16 protein-coding genes and 1 other RNA gene are annotated in these 14102 nt (G+C 65.7%); 8 read left to right on the forward strand and 9 right to left on the reverse strand.

Annotated elements, in window-relative coordinates; translation table 11 throughout:
* Positions 1–33: 33 nt before the first annotated feature.
* The 5 genes from OCK02_RS09195 to OCK02_RS09215 all read right to left on the reverse strand — a co-directional run bounded on the left by OCK02_RS09195 (position 34) and on the right by OCK02_RS09215 (position 4577).
* Entirely contained in the window at positions 34–1323 is a 1290-nt protein-coding gene (locus tag OCK02_RS09195; RefSeq protein WP_263812791.1) for an Hsp70 family protein, read from the reverse strand.
* Positions 1324–1431: 108 nt separating this feature from the next.
* Complete coding sequence (locus tag OCK02_RS09200) at positions 1432–2010, reverse strand: dual specificity protein phosphatase family protein (protein WP_263812792.1); 579 nt, start codon at positions 2008–2010, stop codon at positions 1432–1434.
* 135 nt (positions 2011–2145) lie between these two features.
* Complete coding sequence (locus tag OCK02_RS09205) at positions 2146–2889, reverse strand: methyltransferase family protein (RefSeq protein WP_263812793.1); 744 nt, start codon at positions 2887–2889, stop codon at positions 2146–2148.
* 4 nt (positions 2890–2893) lie between these two features.
* On the reverse strand, positions 2894–3655 hold the full coding sequence (gene cmoA, locus OCK02_RS09210) for a carboxy-S-adenosyl-L-methionine synthase CmoA (protein ID WP_263812794.1): 762 nt from the start codon (positions 3653–3655) through the stop codon (positions 2894–2896).
* 193 nt (positions 3656–3848) lie between these two features.
* Positions 3849–4577 (reverse strand): thermonuclease family protein, encoded by a 729-nt coding sequence (locus OCK02_RS09215; protein WP_263812795.1) that lies wholly within the window; start codon positions 4575–4577, stop codon positions 3849–3851.
* A 237-nt stretch (positions 4578–4814) separates the two neighbouring features.
* Between OCK02_RS09215 and OCK02_RS09220 the strand changes: the two genes are divergently transcribed.
* Complete coding sequence (locus OCK02_RS09220) at positions 4815–4949, forward strand: hypothetical protein (protein ID WP_263812796.1); 135 nt, start codon at positions 4815–4817, stop codon at positions 4947–4949.
* Between the two features lie 520 nt (positions 4950–5469).
* A complete protein-coding gene (locus tag OCK02_RS09225; RefSeq protein WP_263812797.1) occupies positions 5470–5793 on the forward strand; it encodes a hypothetical protein in 324 nt (107 codons plus the stop codon).
* Positions 5794–5875: 82 nt separating this feature from the next.
* On the opposite strand, the gene OCK02_RS09230 is transcribed toward OCK02_RS09225, so the two are convergent.
* Positions 5876–6220 (reverse strand): hypothetical protein, encoded by a 345-nt coding sequence (locus tag OCK02_RS09230; protein ID WP_263812798.1) that lies wholly within the window; start codon positions 6218–6220, stop codon positions 5876–5878.
* 453 nt (positions 6221–6673) lie between these two features.
* On the opposite strand from OCK02_RS09230, the gene OCK02_RS09235 reads away from it, so the two are divergent.
* Positions 6674–7621, forward strand: a complete 948-nt coding sequence (locus tag OCK02_RS09235) for an AEC family transporter (RefSeq protein ID WP_263812799.1) — start codon at positions 6674–6676, stop codon at positions 7619–7621.
* Between the two features lie 153 nt (positions 7622–7774).
* Here the strand turns inward: OCK02_RS09235 and OCK02_RS09240 are convergent, their stop codons facing one another.
* On the reverse strand, positions 7775–8401 hold the full coding sequence (locus tag OCK02_RS09240; RefSeq protein WP_263812800.1) for a c-type cytochrome: 627 nt from the start codon (positions 8399–8401) through the stop codon (positions 7775–7777).
* Between the two features lie 145 nt (positions 8402–8546).
* On the opposite strand from OCK02_RS09240, the gene OCK02_RS09245 reads away from it, so the two are divergent.
* Positions 8547–9302: a 3-deoxy-manno-octulosonate cytidylyltransferase gene (locus OCK02_RS09245; protein WP_263812801.1), complete on the forward strand. Its 756-nt coding sequence runs from the start codon at positions 8547–8549 to the stop codon at positions 9300–9302.
* Positions 9303–9313: 11 nt separating this feature from the next.
* The gene (locus OCK02_RS09250; RefSeq protein ID WP_263812802.1) at positions 9314–10168 is read left to right on the forward strand and encodes a prephenate dehydratase; all 855 of its coding nucleotides are present in this window, start codon (positions 9314–9316) and stop codon (positions 10166–10168) included.
* A gap of 37 nt (positions 10169–10205) precedes the next feature.
* Here the strand turns inward: OCK02_RS09250 and nudC are convergent, their stop codons facing one another.
* Together nudC and OCK02_RS09260 are read right to left on the reverse strand one after the other, a co-directional pair.
* Positions 10206–11180: an NAD(+) diphosphatase gene (nudC, locus tag OCK02_RS09255; RefSeq protein ID WP_263812803.1), complete on the reverse strand. Its 975-nt coding sequence runs from the start codon at positions 11178–11180 to the stop codon at positions 10206–10208.
* Complete coding sequence (locus tag OCK02_RS09260) at positions 11177–11587, reverse strand: HIT domain-containing protein (protein ID WP_263812804.1); 411 nt, start codon at positions 11585–11587, stop codon at positions 11177–11179. Before OCK02_RS09260 ends, nudC begins: the two co-directional genes overlap by 4 nt.
* A 119-nt stretch (positions 11588–11706) precedes the next feature.
* On the opposite strand from OCK02_RS09260, the gene ffs reads away from it, so the two are divergent.
* The 3 genes from ffs to OCK02_RS09275 all read left to right on the forward strand — a co-directional run bounded on the left by ffs (position 11707) and on the right by OCK02_RS09275 (position 14099).
* Positions 11707–11804, forward strand: an RNA gene (gene ffs, locus OCK02_RS09265) — signal recognition particle sRNA small type.
* A gap of 58 nt (positions 11805–11862) precedes the next feature.
* The gene (locus tag OCK02_RS09270; RefSeq protein ID WP_263812805.1) at positions 11863–13743 is read left to right on the forward strand and encodes a DNA polymerase III subunit gamma/tau; all 1881 of its coding nucleotides are present in this window, start codon (positions 11863–11865) and stop codon (positions 13741–13743) included.
* 32 nt (positions 13744–13775) lie between these two features.
* Positions 13776–14099: a YbaB/EbfC family nucleoid-associated protein gene (locus tag OCK02_RS09275; protein ID WP_230807821.1), complete on the forward strand. Its 324-nt coding sequence runs from the start codon at positions 13776–13778 to the stop codon at positions 14097–14099.
* Positions 14100–14102: the final 3 nt, after the last annotated feature.

Raw genomic sequence — 14102 nt, forward strand, 5'->3', positions numbered from 1 at the left:
CGGCTTTCCACGCGGCGGGCGGCAATCGCCGCTTCAGTTCGATCTGGCCGACCAGTCGGCGATATCGTCCCGTGCGCCGATCAAAGCGAGGCCATGGGCGATGGAGAGCAGTTCGCCGCCGCTTTCGATGCGGTCGCGCTCGAAGCGCTGCTCGAACAGCCGCCGGACAGCGGGGACGAACGACGTCCCGCCGGTCAGGAACACCTTGTCGATATCGCCGGCCGCCATGTTCGTCCTCGCAAGGACGTCGTCGAGCGCGCCTTCGATCTGCTGGAGCTCGGGAGCGATCCAGCGCTCGAAATCGCTCCGTTTGACGATCTGGCGCGCGCCGTCGCCCAGGGGCGGGAAGGAGAATTCCGCTTCCTCGGCGGCCGAAAGCTGCATCTTCGCGGCGGAGACGGCCTGGTAGAGCGGATAGCCCTCGTCCATTTCGATGAGGTCGACGAAGGTTTTGAGCTTTTCCGGTTCCAGGCTGGTCTGGACGAGTTTCTTCAGTTCCGCAAAATCGCGCAGCGTCTTGAAGATCGAGAGCTGGTTCCAGCGGCCGAAATTCGCATAGTAGCTCGAGGGCACCTCGAGCACCTTGTCGAAGCTCCTGAACATCGAGCCCTTGCCGATGATCGGGGAGACGATGTTGTCGATGATGCGGAAATCGAAGTTGTCGCCGGCCACGCCCACGCCGGAATGGCCGAGCGGTGTCGCCGTCATCCGCCCCGCATGGCTCTCGAAGCGGATCAGCGAGTAGTCCGTCGTGCCGCCGCCGAAATCGGCGACGAGCACGGTGGCGTCGCGCTCGAGGGTGCGGGCGAAATAGAACGCGGCGGCGACCGGCTCGTAGACATGGTGGATCTCGGGGAAGCCGAAGCGGCCGAGTGCGGCGTTGTAGCGCTCCGTCGCCAGCCGCTCGTCCGGATTGCTGCCGGCGAAGCGGACGGGGCGCCCGACGACGACCCGTCCCGCAGGCCCGTCCAGCGCGTCGCCGGCATAGTCCCGCAGGCGGGAGAGGAAGGCGTGCATGATGTCTTCGAAGGCGAAACGTTTTGAGAAGACCAGCGTGCCCTGGAACAGCGGCGAGGCGGCGAAGGTCTTGATCGACTGCAGGAAACGGCATTCGCCGGGATTGTCGATGAACTGAGCGATGGCGGCGGGCCCGGCCTCGCAGGAAAGCTCACCCCTGCCGCCCTTCATGAAGGAGAGCGCGGTCCGGAGCGTGTCCGCCTCGCCGGCCGGCGTGTGCATGAGGATGGACCGGGTCGAACCTCCGTCGGCGGTCGCAAGAACGGAATTGGTGGTGCCGAAATCGAGGCCGTAGGCGGTCGTCATGACGGGTCCGATGTGAGGGGAGCGCGAAAGGGAGCGCCTCCTCCCACGTCCGCGGGGCAAATGCAAGGCTGGCGGTGGTCCGGCGGCTTGTTCACCGGGGCGGCACGTCTACCCCTCGGGCTTGTAGTAGTCCTCGAACGTCTCCCAGCTTGTGTCCATCGCATAGGCTGCCGACAGATGCGGAATGCCCACATGGCCGAAGTAGAACGACAATTGCCGCTCTGCCTCGCCTTCCCGGCGGCCGGCGACGCGGAGGCTGTAGAGGGCGGAGGCCAGCCCGGTCCGGTCGGACCCCGCCTGGCAATGGATGAGGATCGGCTTCTCCGCTGCCGCCATGATGGCGACGAGTTCGTCCGCCCGGCTCGTCGTCAGCTCCTTCGACGCCGACATGCGATAGTCGATGTGACGAACGCCGAGCGCATGGGCGGTCCGAAGCTCCGCCTCGTACCACGACGCCCGGGCATTCTCGCCGCGAAGATTGATGATGGTGCGGATGCCGTGGTCCCTGACATAGGCGGCAAGCTGCGCCGGGCTCGGCTGGGCCGAACGGTAAAGCTCGCCCTCGATGACCGTATGGAAGTTACCGGTCGCCTGCAGATTGGCCGCGTAACCGCCAAGGGTGGCCCCTGCGAGCAGGCAGATCGTGGCAAATGCCCTTAAGGATTTACGCGCAGGAAGAAGACGCATGCTCGCACTCGTGCCGTGGATGACCACCCGCTGAATGCAGCCTCTGCCTGACAACCACCTGAAGGGGTGGCACGCGATCGACACCGATAGCTTTGGACGACGGGACCGTGCCCTGGGCCGTCTTGCGTCGAGGCCTCACGCCTCCTCGAGCGCGCCGGACCGCTTCAGGTAGCTGGTGACCGCGGTGGCGACGCCGACTGCCAGCATCGCCAGTGCCAGCAGCACAAGGTACGGGGTGCGTTGGCCGGCTATGTCGGAAAAGGCGATGCGGTAGATTTCCGTCGCAATGACGGCGAAGGCCGCGGCCGCGATCGTCGAATAGTCCTTCGCCAGCACCCGAAGCAGGCTGAACCGCATTCCCTGCGTGGCCGCGGCAAAATTCGACCATCGCATCCACCACCGCGGCACGTCTGCCCGGTAGCGGTCATAGGCCTCGCCGAACTTCTCCGACAGGAAGTCTTCCTCCGCGAAAACGATGCAATGGTAGATGAAGAAGAACAGGCAGGTGCCGGTGACGACCACGGCCGGATTGCCGTGGAACAGGAACAGGCCGAAATAGAGCAGCATGTTGCCGACATAGAGCGGATTGCGACAGACGCCGAACATGCCCTCGGTGACGAGGTTCTTGGCATAGACCCGCCTGTTCCTGCCGCCGCGCTGGATATAGGCATAGCCGATCACCAGCGCCCGCAGACCGAGGCCGCAGAAGACGGACAGGAGGGCAACCGCTTCCCGCAGTCGCCCGATCGTGTCTCCGTCCACGGCTGGAAGCGCCGGCGCCCGCATCAGGAAGAGCGCGAGGATGACGAGCGGAAAGACCTGGTTGCGGAAGCGGAAGAAGAAATTGCCGATCGTGACGGTGACGGGTTCCATCGCCATGCCCTCACTTGACCGCGACGAGGGCGCAGAAGTTGTACCACCGGAAGAACACCTCGACGCTTCTGAACCCCACCTCCTTCAGAAGCTGCGTGTTCTCTTCCAGGCGATAGGGGATCAGGACGTTTTCCAGCGCCTCCCTCTTCTTGGCGATCTCGATCTCGGAATATCCGTTCCTGCGCTTGAAATCGTAGTAGTGCTGGATGAAGAGCCGGTTGAACGATGTTTCCTCGCTCGTCAATTTCTCCACGAGCAGGAGGCATCCCTGGTCGTTCAGGCCGCGATGGATCGTTCTCAGCACGCGTTCGCGGTGGAGCGGCCGGACGAACTGGAGCGTCAGCAGCATCGTGACGACGCTGGCATTGTCGATGGCGAAGTCCTGGTGGATGTCGGCCACGCGCAGGTCGATCGGCCGCCGCGTCCCCGCAGCCGCGATCTTCTGGGACGCCTTCTGAAGCATGTCCGGCGCATTGTCGATGCCGACGAAGGCGACGCCTTCCTCGATCTCGCGGTCGAGGCTCAGCAGCGTCGTGGCCGTCGAGCAGCCGATGTCGAAGAGATTCGTGCCGGCACGGGCGAAATCCTTCGCCAGTTCGCAGACCATCCTTTGCATCTCGTCATAATAGGGAACGGACCTGCTCACCATGTCGTCGAAGACGTCGGCCACGCCGGAGTCGAACGCAAAATCGCCGATCGGCTCTTCCCGGCGTGCAAAAAGCTCGTCGCGCTGGTTGGTATGAAGCGTCAGCCGCCTCTTGTTCTCGCTCATGTCGCGTCTCCATGCGCTGCCCACACGGCGACACGTACGACACCCGAAGCTGACAATGACCTGAAGGCTCGGCCATCGGGGCGGACTGCAGAGGGGATGAGCAGCGGGCAAGGCGCGGTCGCGGGACCGCCCCCGGCGCCGAATTGAGCGCGGGCTCAGGGAGCGCTCGACACGACACGCCGCCGTTCGGTCCTCACGGGCACCAGGATAAGCGCTGCCCCGTCCACGGGCGCGCCAGCCCGCGCGCCACCATGGCATCACCGATCGACTTGCCGTGGCGCACCACGACCCGCAGCTTGCGGCCATGCTGGTCCTCGTCGATCGGCTTCCAGTCCGCAAGCTCGAAATCGCCGGCGTTGAGCAGGATCCGCAGCGCCTCCTTCGCGTCCCCGCCGAGGTTGCGCTCGCGATCGCATTTCGCATCCTTGGTCGCCGGCACGTAGATGTCCGCCAGCCGGATCCTGGCGCCGCGGTAGATGAAATTGGCGCCGTCGACGACGCAGTTGTCCTGCTTGATGCCGCAATAGAAGAAGGCTGCCTCGTCCCCGGCTCCGGGCGCCGTCCCCGGCACCACCGCCGGCGGCGCTTCCGATGTCGCTCCGGGGATCGTCCCGGGCGGTCTCGGGCCCGGCGTCGGCGCCTCGGCCAGGGCCGGAGGAGGACGCCGCTCCGCGGATGCCTCGGTGCGCTGCCGCACGTTCCGCGGCGGTTCGGGCGGCTTCGGACGCGCGGCAGCCGGCTGCGTGCCGGAGCGGATCGTGTTGCCGGGGCGCAGCCAGCCCGTCAGGTCGTCGAGGTTCTCGCGCGCGACGATGGCGGCGACGATGGTGGCGGCCAGGAGGTACCAGGGCCACATGCGGCCGCGTGCGGGGGGCGACCGTCGGGCTGTCGAACGGCGCTTGCGCTGTTTCTTCGGGGGCATGGCTTGTCCGGAATCGATCGTGAGCAGGCAGCCGTTGGTACCCCTGCTTGGAGCCCGATGTCAAAGGATTGCCGGCCCGGCGAAGCCCGGGAGCAGGCCATGGCAGCCGGCCCACATGACAGGCGTATATTTTTCGTTACTTCCCCCGATAACGGTTTTTTGTTCATCTGGCGTTCAGAAAACACCGGCGCGGTCATCCGCCTTGGTGTAGCCTGACCGCGTGAAAGGAAGGCCGATATGCTTCGCACTACTCTATCCGTGACGGTTTTCGTCACGTTCGTCGCCGTCATGTTCGGACTGGCGCTCGTTCCCGACCTCGTCGATCACTATTCGCAGGTCAACGAAATCGAGCAGGTTGCCGTCGTCGAGTAGCCGCCGGAAAGCTTTCCGCAAAGGACGAATTGCAATGCGGCGCCGGGCGAAAGAGCTATAGAACTCGATAATTCGAGCTAGAGTGTATAATTCTACTTGGAACAAACGCTGATTGCATTTAAGTTCTTACCTGTGGCGCCGGCGCCACCCCAGAAAATGCCCCAACCTGTACCTCCCGGCGCCCGCACAGCGCCGGGTTCTTCCTGTTTGGGGTGCCTGTGTTCTTGTGGTTTGGCGTCCAAGCTTTTTTCTCCAGCCGTTCGAAGGCATGACGGGAGCGGTCGAGACTGGCAGGGCGGTTTGGCGGTTTCGGCTCGGCTTGCTATCCTTGAAGGCGACCCGCGCAGGGCTCGCGGACTGTGATTTATCCGGAGCCCGAGCCGGAACCGCAATGCCGCCTCGGTCGTTCTGTTGGTGTCGCGGGCACAGGCGCTCGCGGTGATTCGTTCCCGTCGGCCGTCCGGCAGCCAGCTTGCCGCCCGCCGGAGATGGCCGGACTTTCCTTGAGAGGAGAAATAACATGGCAGAATTGGATGCCCAGGCGCAGCTTGCAAACCTCCGCGACGAACTCGACAAGTTGCGCAAGGAGGTGGGGGCACAATCCTCGCAGGCGATCGACGAGGTCCGGGACCGGGCCGGCAAGGCGGGGCGATCCGTGCGCGCGGCCGCCAGGCAGGGCGCGGGCTATGTCCGCTCGGAAGGATCCGCGGTGGCCGATGTCGCGCGCGAGCATCCGGCCGCGGTGTCGACGCTCGTGCTCGCCGCCGGGCTTGCCGGCGTCGTGCTCGGCTACATGCTCGGCAGCGCCGAGGACCGGACGCCACGCAGTCGCTACTGGCGATAAGATGCCGAAAGCGCCGCCCGACCGGGGCGGCGCTCGACTGCGTGGAGCATGTCTTCGTTCTCGCCAGCGCGGCGGCGCGATGTCAGCGCCGCCGAAGCCCGAACAGGTAGCCCACCAGGGCTGCGCCGAACAGCGCGCCCAGCGGATTGGCCGCAACGGCGACGCGCACGTCCTCCCGCACCGAATTCACGCGCGAGACCGCATATTGCCCGCTGCTTTCCGCGATGACGCCAAGGCTCTCGCGGAGCCGGGCGACTTCCTCCTTCAGGACCGCCACCTGTTCGGCAATCGCGGCCTTTGCCGCCTCGGCGTCCGCCGCATCGGCAGACAGGGCTTCCGCAGCGCCTTCGAGCGTCTTGCCTGTCTTCCTGTCACCGCCGACGACGCCGAGGGATGCGCGCCGGGGCGGCTGCTTTTCATCTACCATGAGAATTCTCCTGATCCGGGGTTTACAGGCAAGAAACTGGCAAGGGCGGTCTCGGGTTCCCGCAAGGTGAGATTTCGAACCGCATCGCCAGTCTATCATCGAAGAGGCGCTCGCGTTAACCGATCGTTAACCAAGACCGGCGATGCTGAGGCTATCGGTGCCGGGCCGGAACGTGTCACACGGCTGTAACCCTGGGTGACTAGAAAGGCCGCATAGGCACCCGCCGCAAGGCGGAAGCAGATTTGTCCGACGATGCTGACCACGGATGTACTGGCAGCCGTCGGATATCGTCCCGGCATTCGCCGGGAATGAGGAAGCGGGGTCACGGCCCCGCTTTTTTCATTTTGGCAGGGTTTGCGGTGGACCGGGTCGGCGGCTTCCGTTACGCATCGGAAGCAACGGCGCTCCCGCCGGTTCTCTTCCTTTCTGACGCCTCTTCCTCACCTTGCTGCCATGGCCGAAATCGCACTGAACGTCGTTCCCCTCTTCGCCCTGATCCTGCTCGGGTGGCTTCTCGTCCGCACGGGATATCTGCAATCCTCGATCGGCGACGCGTTGGGCGACTTCGTGTTCCGCGTGGCCGTGCCGGTGCTTCTGTTTCGCACGATCGCCGAGGCGACGTTCACGGGCGAAGCGCCCTGGCGTATCTGGGTCGCCTATTTCTCCGGCGTGGCCGTGACGTGGACGATCGCGCATCTGACCGCCACCCTGGTCTTCCGGCGCGACCGTCGCCTCGGTGTGCTGGCGGGCGTCTCGTCCGCCTTCGCCAACACGGTCTTCATCGGCCTTCCCCTGGTCGCCAACATCATTGGCAAGGACGGCCTGGTCGCGATCTCCGTGCTGCTCTCGGTCCACCTGCCGGTGATGATGGTCGCCGGGACGTTGATGATGGAACTTGCCGAGCGTCGCGAAGGCATACGCCCGCCGCAAAGCGTGATTGCCGTGCTGGTCGGGCTGTGCAGGAGCCTGGCCCGCAATCCGCTGGTGATCGGCCTTGTCTGCGGCGGGCTCTTTCATCTGGGCGGGGTTCCCCTGCAGGGGCCCGCGAAGATCGTCATCGACCAGATCGCCCTGATCGCCTCGCCGGCCGCGCTGATTTCGGTCGGCATGGCGCTGGTGAAATACGGGATCCGCGGCAATGTCGCGCCCGCAATGACCATGTCGCTGTTCAAGCTGTTTCTGTTGCCGGCCAGCGTCTACGTGGCCTGCCGCCTGGTCGGCCTGGCCCCGGACTGGACCGCCGCCATGGTGCTTACCGCCGCCGTGCCGACGGGCGTCAACGCCTGGCTTCTCGCCAATCACTTCAATGTCGGCCACGGCCTCGCCTCGTCGACCATCACGCTGACGACGATGGCGGGAGCCCTGAGCGTTTCGTTCTGGACCTGGCTGCTGGTGTTCTAGCCACTTCTACTGCAGGAACCGGCCTGGCGCCACGGACGGGATCGGGATCGGCGGCGATCACTACGGCGAGGTCGCCGTCCGATACCATGCTCACCCGTCAAAAAGAAAACCCGGCCATTGGCCGGGTTCGAATTCGCAACGATGGCGAAGGTCTTACTGGGCAGCCGGCGCGGCAGGAGCGGCACCCTCGGGCGCAGCCGGCGGGGTCGCCTCTGCGCCTTCGGCGGAGGGCGAGGGCAGCGGTGCCGGGTTGTCGGAGAGCGTGCGCAGGTAGGCGATCAGGTTGGCGCGCTCGTCGTCCTTCTTCAGGCCGGCAAAGCCCATCGCCGTTCCGGCGACGTATTTCTTCGGTGCCAGCAGGAAATGGTTGAGGTGCTCGAAGTCCCAGACCTTGCCGCCTTCGGCAAAGGTCTTCATGCCGGCCGAGTAGCTGAAGCCCTCATGGGCCGCGACCGGATGGTTGACGATGTTCCAGAGACCAGGGCCGACCTTGTTCGGGCCGCCCTGCTCTCCGCTATGACAGGCCTGACACTTCTTGAAGACGGCTTCGCCGGCCGCGGGGTCCGCGGAGGCGAGCAGCGTGGCGATGGGCGTGACGGCTGCTTCCCCGCCGCCGGCCTCTGCGCCGCCTTCGGTTGCGGCCTCGGCGGCGACGATGGCAAAGCCTTCCTTCTCGGGGGCTCCCGAATGGAATATGCCTTCCGATGCAATCGATACCGACATCAGCACGAAGACGGTGCCGAGCAGGGCTCCCACACCCATGTTCACATAAGGATTCATCCACCACTCCCCAGGGACACGGCAGCATGGCCGCCAGTCTTGAAATCGCGCGGAACCTATGTCTTTTGCTGCTTCGTTGCAACAGTGATTGTGCAGCCGCAGTTGGGACCTTTTGACACTCTTTCGCGATCTTGAAGGGCAGAGCATGAAATCCCCGAAGTTTGAAGAGACGCTCGTGCTGATTCCGGCGCGCATGGCATCCACCCGCCTGCCCGGAAAACCCCTGGCCGATATCGGGGGCGCCCCGATGATCGTGCAGGTTGCCCGGCGGGCCGCGGAATCAGGCGCCGGTCGCGTCGTGGTCGCCGTCGATCACCAGGACACCTTCGATGCGGTCGCGGCCGCCGGCTTCGAGGTCGTGATGACAAAGGTCGAGCACCAGTCCGGCTCCGACCGGATCCACGAAGCGCTGTTGAAATGCGACCCCGACCGCAAGGCGCAGGTCATCATCAACGTTCAGGGCGACCTGCCGACCATCGATCCGGCCACGATTCTCGCCGCCCTGAACCCGCTGTCCGATCCCGCGACCGATATCGCCACGCTCACGACCGAGATCACCGATCCGGAGGAGAAGGCCAATCCCAACGTGGTCAAGGTCGTGGGCTCGCCGATCGGCTCGAGCCGCCTGCGCGCCCTCTACTTCACCCGCGCGACGGCGCCCTATGGCGACGGCCCGCTCTATCACCACATCGGCCTCTATGCCTATCGCCGCAAGGCGCTCGAAACCTTCGTCTCGCTGCCGCCGTCGACGCTGGAAAAGCGCGAATCGCTGGAGCAGTTGCGTGCGCTCGAGGCGGGCCTGCGCATCGATGCCGAGATCGTTGACACTGTTCCGCTCGGTGTCGATACTCCCGCCGATCTCGAAAAGGCCCGCCGGCTGATCCCGGTTGCCCCCCGCTGATGGACCGCCCCATGATAAAGAAGACCAACAGGATCGCCTTCCAGGGCGAGTTCGGCGCGAACTCCGACATGGCCTGCCGGGACATGTTCCCGCAGATGGAGCCGCTGCCGTGCCAGACCTTCGAGGAAGCCTTCCTCGCGGTCGAGAACGGCGAGGCGGACCTGGCGATGATCCCGATCGAGAACACGCTGGCCGGGCGCGTCGCCGACATCCATCATCTCTTGCCGGAATCGCGGCTCCACATCGTCGGCGAATATTTCATGCCGATCCGCTTCCAGTTGATGGTCCTGCCCGGCGTCGCCAAGGACGAGATCCGCACCGTCCACAGCCATATCCACGCGCTCGGCCAGTGCCGCCGGATCGTCCGGATGAACGGCTGGAAGCCGGTGATCGCCGGCGACACCGCCGGTGCCGCCAAGCTCGTCGCCGACACCGGCGACCGCAGCATGGCGGCCCTTGCCCCGCGGCTGGCGGCCGATCTCTACGGGCTCGAGATCATCGCCGAGAACGTCGAGGATTCGGAAAGCAACGTCACCCGCTTCGTCGTCCTCGCCCGCGAGGAGGACGTCCCGGACCGCCTGACGCCGGACGACATCATCGTCACCACCTTCGTCTTCAATGTGCGCAACATCCCGGCTGCGCTCTACAAGGCGCTCGGCGGCTTTGCCACCAACGGCATCAACATGACGAAGCTGGAGAGCTATCAGATCGGCGGCAGGTTCTTCGCCACCCAGTTCTACGCCGACATCGAGGGCCATCCCGACGATGCCAATGTGCGCCGCGCGCTGGAGGAACTGCGGTTCTTCTCCGAAAAGGTCCGCGTTCTCGGCTCCTACCGGGCGCATCCGATGCGTCTGAACATGTAGCCGGCAGGAGATCGGCCCCGCAGCGGCTGGCCGCCGGTCAGGCGGGCCAGTCGAGCCAGTCGCGCATCAGGCGGTGGGCGATCGCGCCCTTCGGCGGCGAGGTCGTGGTGCCGGTGACCGGGTCGGTGGAGGCCGTCCGCGCCAGCATCTCGAGCGTCTCCGCCCGGGTGAACCAGCGGCAATCCTCCAGTTCCTGCTCGTCGCGGTGGATGTCGGTCGACTTCGCCTCCGCATAGCAGCCGATCATCAGCGAGTGCGGCATCGGCCAGGGCTGCGAGGCATGATAGCGCACGCGTCCCAGCCGGATGCCCGCTTCCTCCAGCGTCTCGCGGCGGACCGCGTGCTCGATCGTCTCGCCGGGTTCGACGAAGCCGGCGAGGCAGGAATACATGCCCGGCGGAAAATGCGGCGAACGGCCGAGCAGGCATCGATCCCGCTGAAGGTCGATCGTCAGCATGATGACGACAGGATCGGTGCGCGGAAACGTCTGGTGGGCACAGGCCGTGCAGACGCGGCGATAGCCGCCGATCTCCATCCGGTTCGGCGCGCCACACTTGCCGCAGAAGCGGTTGTTGGCGTTCCAGGTCAGGAGCGCGGAAGCCTGCGCGAACTGGCCGAGCAGGTCGTCGTCCAGCATCTGCTGGCGGTAGAGCGTGCGTCCGTCGGAGGCTCTCAGCGGCTCCTGCAGCGTGTCCGGGTCGGCCCGGACCGGAACGGCCACCCGCGGCTCGCCGTTCTTCAGGTAGCCGAGCAGGACGGTGTCCTCGACGATCGGATCCAGCCCCGCGAGTTCGTAAGGCGCAAACAACGGATCGATGATCTTCTCGTCGTGCTTGACGACCAGCTTGCCGCCGGCAAAGGCAAACGCGTGCACGCCTTCGGCCTCGAAGGCGCGCTCCACGCAGTCCTCGCCTCGATACTCCGAGCGCCGGTCCAGGCTGTTCTCGGCAAAGGCGACCATGGTGCTGGGTTCGGCATGCGGCAGGTGCAGGTCGAAGATCGATGACGTCATGAGTTGAGATGTTCCAGCAGCTTGGCCGTGAAGGCGTTCTTGTCGGTGTCGTCCCAGGCTTCCGCCGTGCCGAAGCCCCAGACGGGGCCCGGCCAGTTGGGGTCGCCCTCGCTGCGGGCGATCACATGGACGTGCAACTGCCGGACGATGTTGCCGAGTGCGCCGACATTGATCTTGGTGGCGCCGGTGGCGCGCTTCAATGCGTCCGCCACGAGGTTGACCTCGAAGGTCAGCATCGTCTGGTCGAGGGGGGTGAGGTCGAACATCTCGTGCACGTCCGTGCGCTGCGGCACGAGCACGAGCCACGGCCAGCGCGCATCGCGCATCAGCCGCAATTCGCAAAGTCCGATCCGCGTCAGGAGCTCGCTGTCCCGAGCCAGCCGCGCGTCAGCCTCGAATGGGGTCAATTCGGTCGCTCCCATGTTGCTCCTCACCCCTTGAGTCATGCCACGGCTTGTGGCCGGCACCAACAGTTTTTTGGCATGCCGGCTTGCATTCCGATCCAATATTGCCGATATGGAGGCCGGGAGGTTGGTGGTGGACGAGCCACTCGCCAACCGGGTCAGGTCCGGAAGGAAGCAGCCCTAACGAGCCCCGGCACGGGTCATCGTGCCAGCCTCCCACCCAACGTCCTGTCGGGACGCGATTTTCAGGCGATACGGCAAGGGCGCACGACTGGCCGATGAGCGACGACACTCCACTTCCGTCCGGTGAGAAGCCCGCCGCATACCGGGTTCTGGCGCGCAAGTATCGCCCGAAGGATTTCACGGACCTCATGGTCGGCCAGGAGCCGATGGTCCGCACCCTTACCAACGCCTTCGAGACCGGCCGCATCGCCCAGGCCTACATGCTCACCGGTGTTCGCGGGGTCGGCAAGACGACGACCGCCCGCATCCTCGCCCGCGCCCTCAATTACAAGACGCCGGACGTCGATCGCCCGACCATCGACCTGCAGGTCCCCGGCGAGCATTGCCAGGCGATCATGGAAGGCCGCCATGTCGACGTGATCGAGATGGACGCCGCCTCCCACACCGGCATCGACGATATCCGCGAGATCATCGAGCAGGTACGCTATCGCCCGGTCTCGGCGCGCTACAAGGTCTATATCATCGACGAGGTGCACATGCTCTCGACGCAGGCCTTCAACGGCCTGCTGAAGACGCTGGAAGAGCCGCCCGAGCATGTAAAGTTCATCTTCGCCACCACCGAGATTCGCAAGGTGCCGATCACCGTGCTCTCGCGCTGCCAGCGCTTCGACCTGCGCCGCATCGCCGCCACCGATCTCGTCGGACTGTTCACCACCATTCTGGAAAAGGAAGGCGTGCAGGCGGAGCCGGATGCGCTCGCGATGATCGCACGCGCGGCCGAAGGCTCGGCCCGCGACGGGCTCTCCCTGCTCGACCAGGCGATCGCCCATGGTGGCGGCGTGGTCGAGGCGTCGGCGGTCCGCTCCATGCTGGGCCTCGCCGATCGCGCCCGTATCGTCGACCTGTTCGGCCATGTCGTCCGCGGCGATGTGGCGGCTGCCCTGGCCGAGTTCGCGGCACAGTACGAGGCAGGCGCCAGCCCGGCCGTCGTCCTGACCGATCTTGCCGATTTCACCCATCTCGTCACGCGCATGAAATATGTGCCCGATGCGGCGGGCGACCAGTCGCTGAGCGAGGTCGAACGGCAGCACGGGGCAGAGTTGGCGCAGAGCGTTGCGGTCAGCGCGCTGTCGCGCATCTGGCAGATGCTGCTGAAGGGAATTCCCGAGACCGAAGCCTCGAGCCGCCCGGCGGGGGCGGCCGAGATGGTGTTGATCCGGCTTGCCCATGCCGCTCATCTTCCCTCGCCGGAAGATGCCGCGCGGCGGCTTGCGGAACTGGCCGGCGGCGCCGGCAATGGGGGAGGGGGCAACGGCCAGCGCGCGCCATCCGCTTCCGGCACGTCCGCCGTGCCGCAGACGACGAATGCGGTGTCCGCGATCGGTCGCAGTTCCGACCAGCCGGGCATGCGCACCGGCGGCGGCGCCACCATGCTGCGCCCGGTTCCGGCCGCCGACGAGCAAGCTCAGCCGTCCGCACAGGCGGCCCCTCGCGTCGAGCCGGCCGAAGCCGTACCGCAGCCGAAGGTCCCGGTCCGTTCGCTGGAAGACATCTCCGATCTCTGCACCAAGAACCGCGATATCCGCCTGCGCGCGCTTCTGCGCAACTTCGTTCGCCCGGGCCGCTTCGAGCCCGGCCGCGCGGAGATCGGCCTTGCCGACGATGCGCCGAAATCGCTGGTGGGCGACCTGCAGCGTCGCCTCGAGGAATGGACCGGCATCCGCTGGATGGTGATCGTCTCGCGCGAGGCGAACGGTCCGACGCTCGCCGAGGCCGAGGCGAGTGCGCAGGAGGCACGCGTCGCCGATGCCAGGCAGGACCCCGACGTCGCCGCCATCCTGCAGCGCTTTCCGGGTGCGAAGATCACAGACGTGCGCATCAAGGCGCCGGAGGTCGAGAGCGAGACGGTCGAGGTGGCCGCAGCCGCCGAATCTGCCGAGGGCGACATCCTGCCCGGCGACGACATCGAATTCTGAAAGCCTAACGACAAAGACGGAAGGAGCGGCCGATGCGCGACATCATGGGCATGATGGGCAAGGTCAAGGAAATGCAGGCCAAGATGGAGCAGCTGCAGGAGGAGATCGCCGCGCTGACGGTCGAAGGCACCTCCGGCGGCGGCCTCGTCACGGTCACGCTCGACGGCAAGGGCGGCATGCGCGGCCTGAAGGTTGATCCGTCGCTCTTCAAGGAAGACGACGTCGAGATTCTCGAGGATCTGATCGTCGCCGCCCACAAGGACGCCAAGGACAAGGCCGAGGCGCTGGCCGCCGAAAAGACCAAGGCGCTGACCGCCGGCCTGCCGATCCCCCCGGGCTTCAAGCTGCCGTTCTGATCC

Source organism: Rhizobium sp. TRM96647, assembly GCF_025780115.1.
Classification (GTDB): Bacteria; Pseudomonadota; Alphaproteobacteria; order Rhizobiales; family Rhizobiaceae; genus Mycoplana.

Coding starts and splice junctions, on each gene's coding strand:
- OCK02_RS09195 (WP_263812791.1), bottom strand. CDS start 1,323: ATGACGACCGCCTACGGCCTCGATTTCGGCACCACCAATTCCGTTCTT.
- OCK02_RS09200 (WP_263812792.1), bottom strand. CDS start 2,010: ATGCGTCTTCTTCCTGCGCGTAAATCCTTAAGGGCATTTGCCACGATC.
- OCK02_RS09205 (WP_263812793.1), bottom strand. CDS start 2,889: ATGGCGATGGAACCCGTCACCGTCACGATCGGCAATTTCTTCTTCCGC.
- cmoA (WP_263812794.1), bottom strand. CDS start 3,655: ATGAGCGAGAACAAGAGGCGGCTGACGCTTCATACCAACCAGCGCGAC.
- OCK02_RS09215 (WP_263812795.1), bottom strand. CDS start 4,577: ATGCCCCCGAAGAAACAGCGCAAGCGCCGTTCGACAGCCCGACGGTCG.
- OCK02_RS09220 (WP_263812796.1), top strand. CDS start 4,815: ATGCTTCGCACTACTCTATCCGTGACGGTTTTCGTCACGTTCGTCGCC.
- OCK02_RS09225 (WP_263812797.1), top strand. CDS start 5,470: ATGGCAGAATTGGATGCCCAGGCGCAGCTTGCAAACCTCCGCGACGAA.
- OCK02_RS09230 (WP_263812798.1), bottom strand. CDS start 6,220: ATGGTAGATGAAAAGCAGCCGCCCCGGCGCGCATCCCTCGGCGTCGTC.
- OCK02_RS09235 (WP_263812799.1), top strand. CDS start 6,674: ATGGCCGAAATCGCACTGAACGTCGTTCCCCTCTTCGCCCTGATCCTG.
- OCK02_RS09240 (WP_263812800.1), bottom strand. CDS start 8,401: ATGAATCCTTATGTGAACATGGGTGTGGGAGCCCTGCTCGGCACCGTC.
- OCK02_RS09245 (WP_263812801.1), top strand. CDS start 8,547: ATGAAATCCCCGAAGTTTGAAGAGACGCTCGTGCTGATTCCGGCGCGC.
- OCK02_RS09250 (WP_263812802.1), top strand. CDS start 9,314: ATGATAAAGAAGACCAACAGGATCGCCTTCCAGGGCGAGTTCGGCGCG.
- nudC (WP_263812803.1), bottom strand. CDS start 11,180: ATGACGTCATCGATCTTCGACCTGCACCTGCCGCATGCCGAACCCAGC.
- OCK02_RS09270 (WP_263812805.1), top strand. CDS start 11,863: ATGAGCGACGACACTCCACTTCCGTCCGGTGAGAAGCCCGCCGCATAC.
- OCK02_RS09275 (WP_230807821.1), top strand. CDS start 13,776: ATGCGCGACATCATGGGCATGATGGGCAAGGTCAAGGAAATGCAGGCC.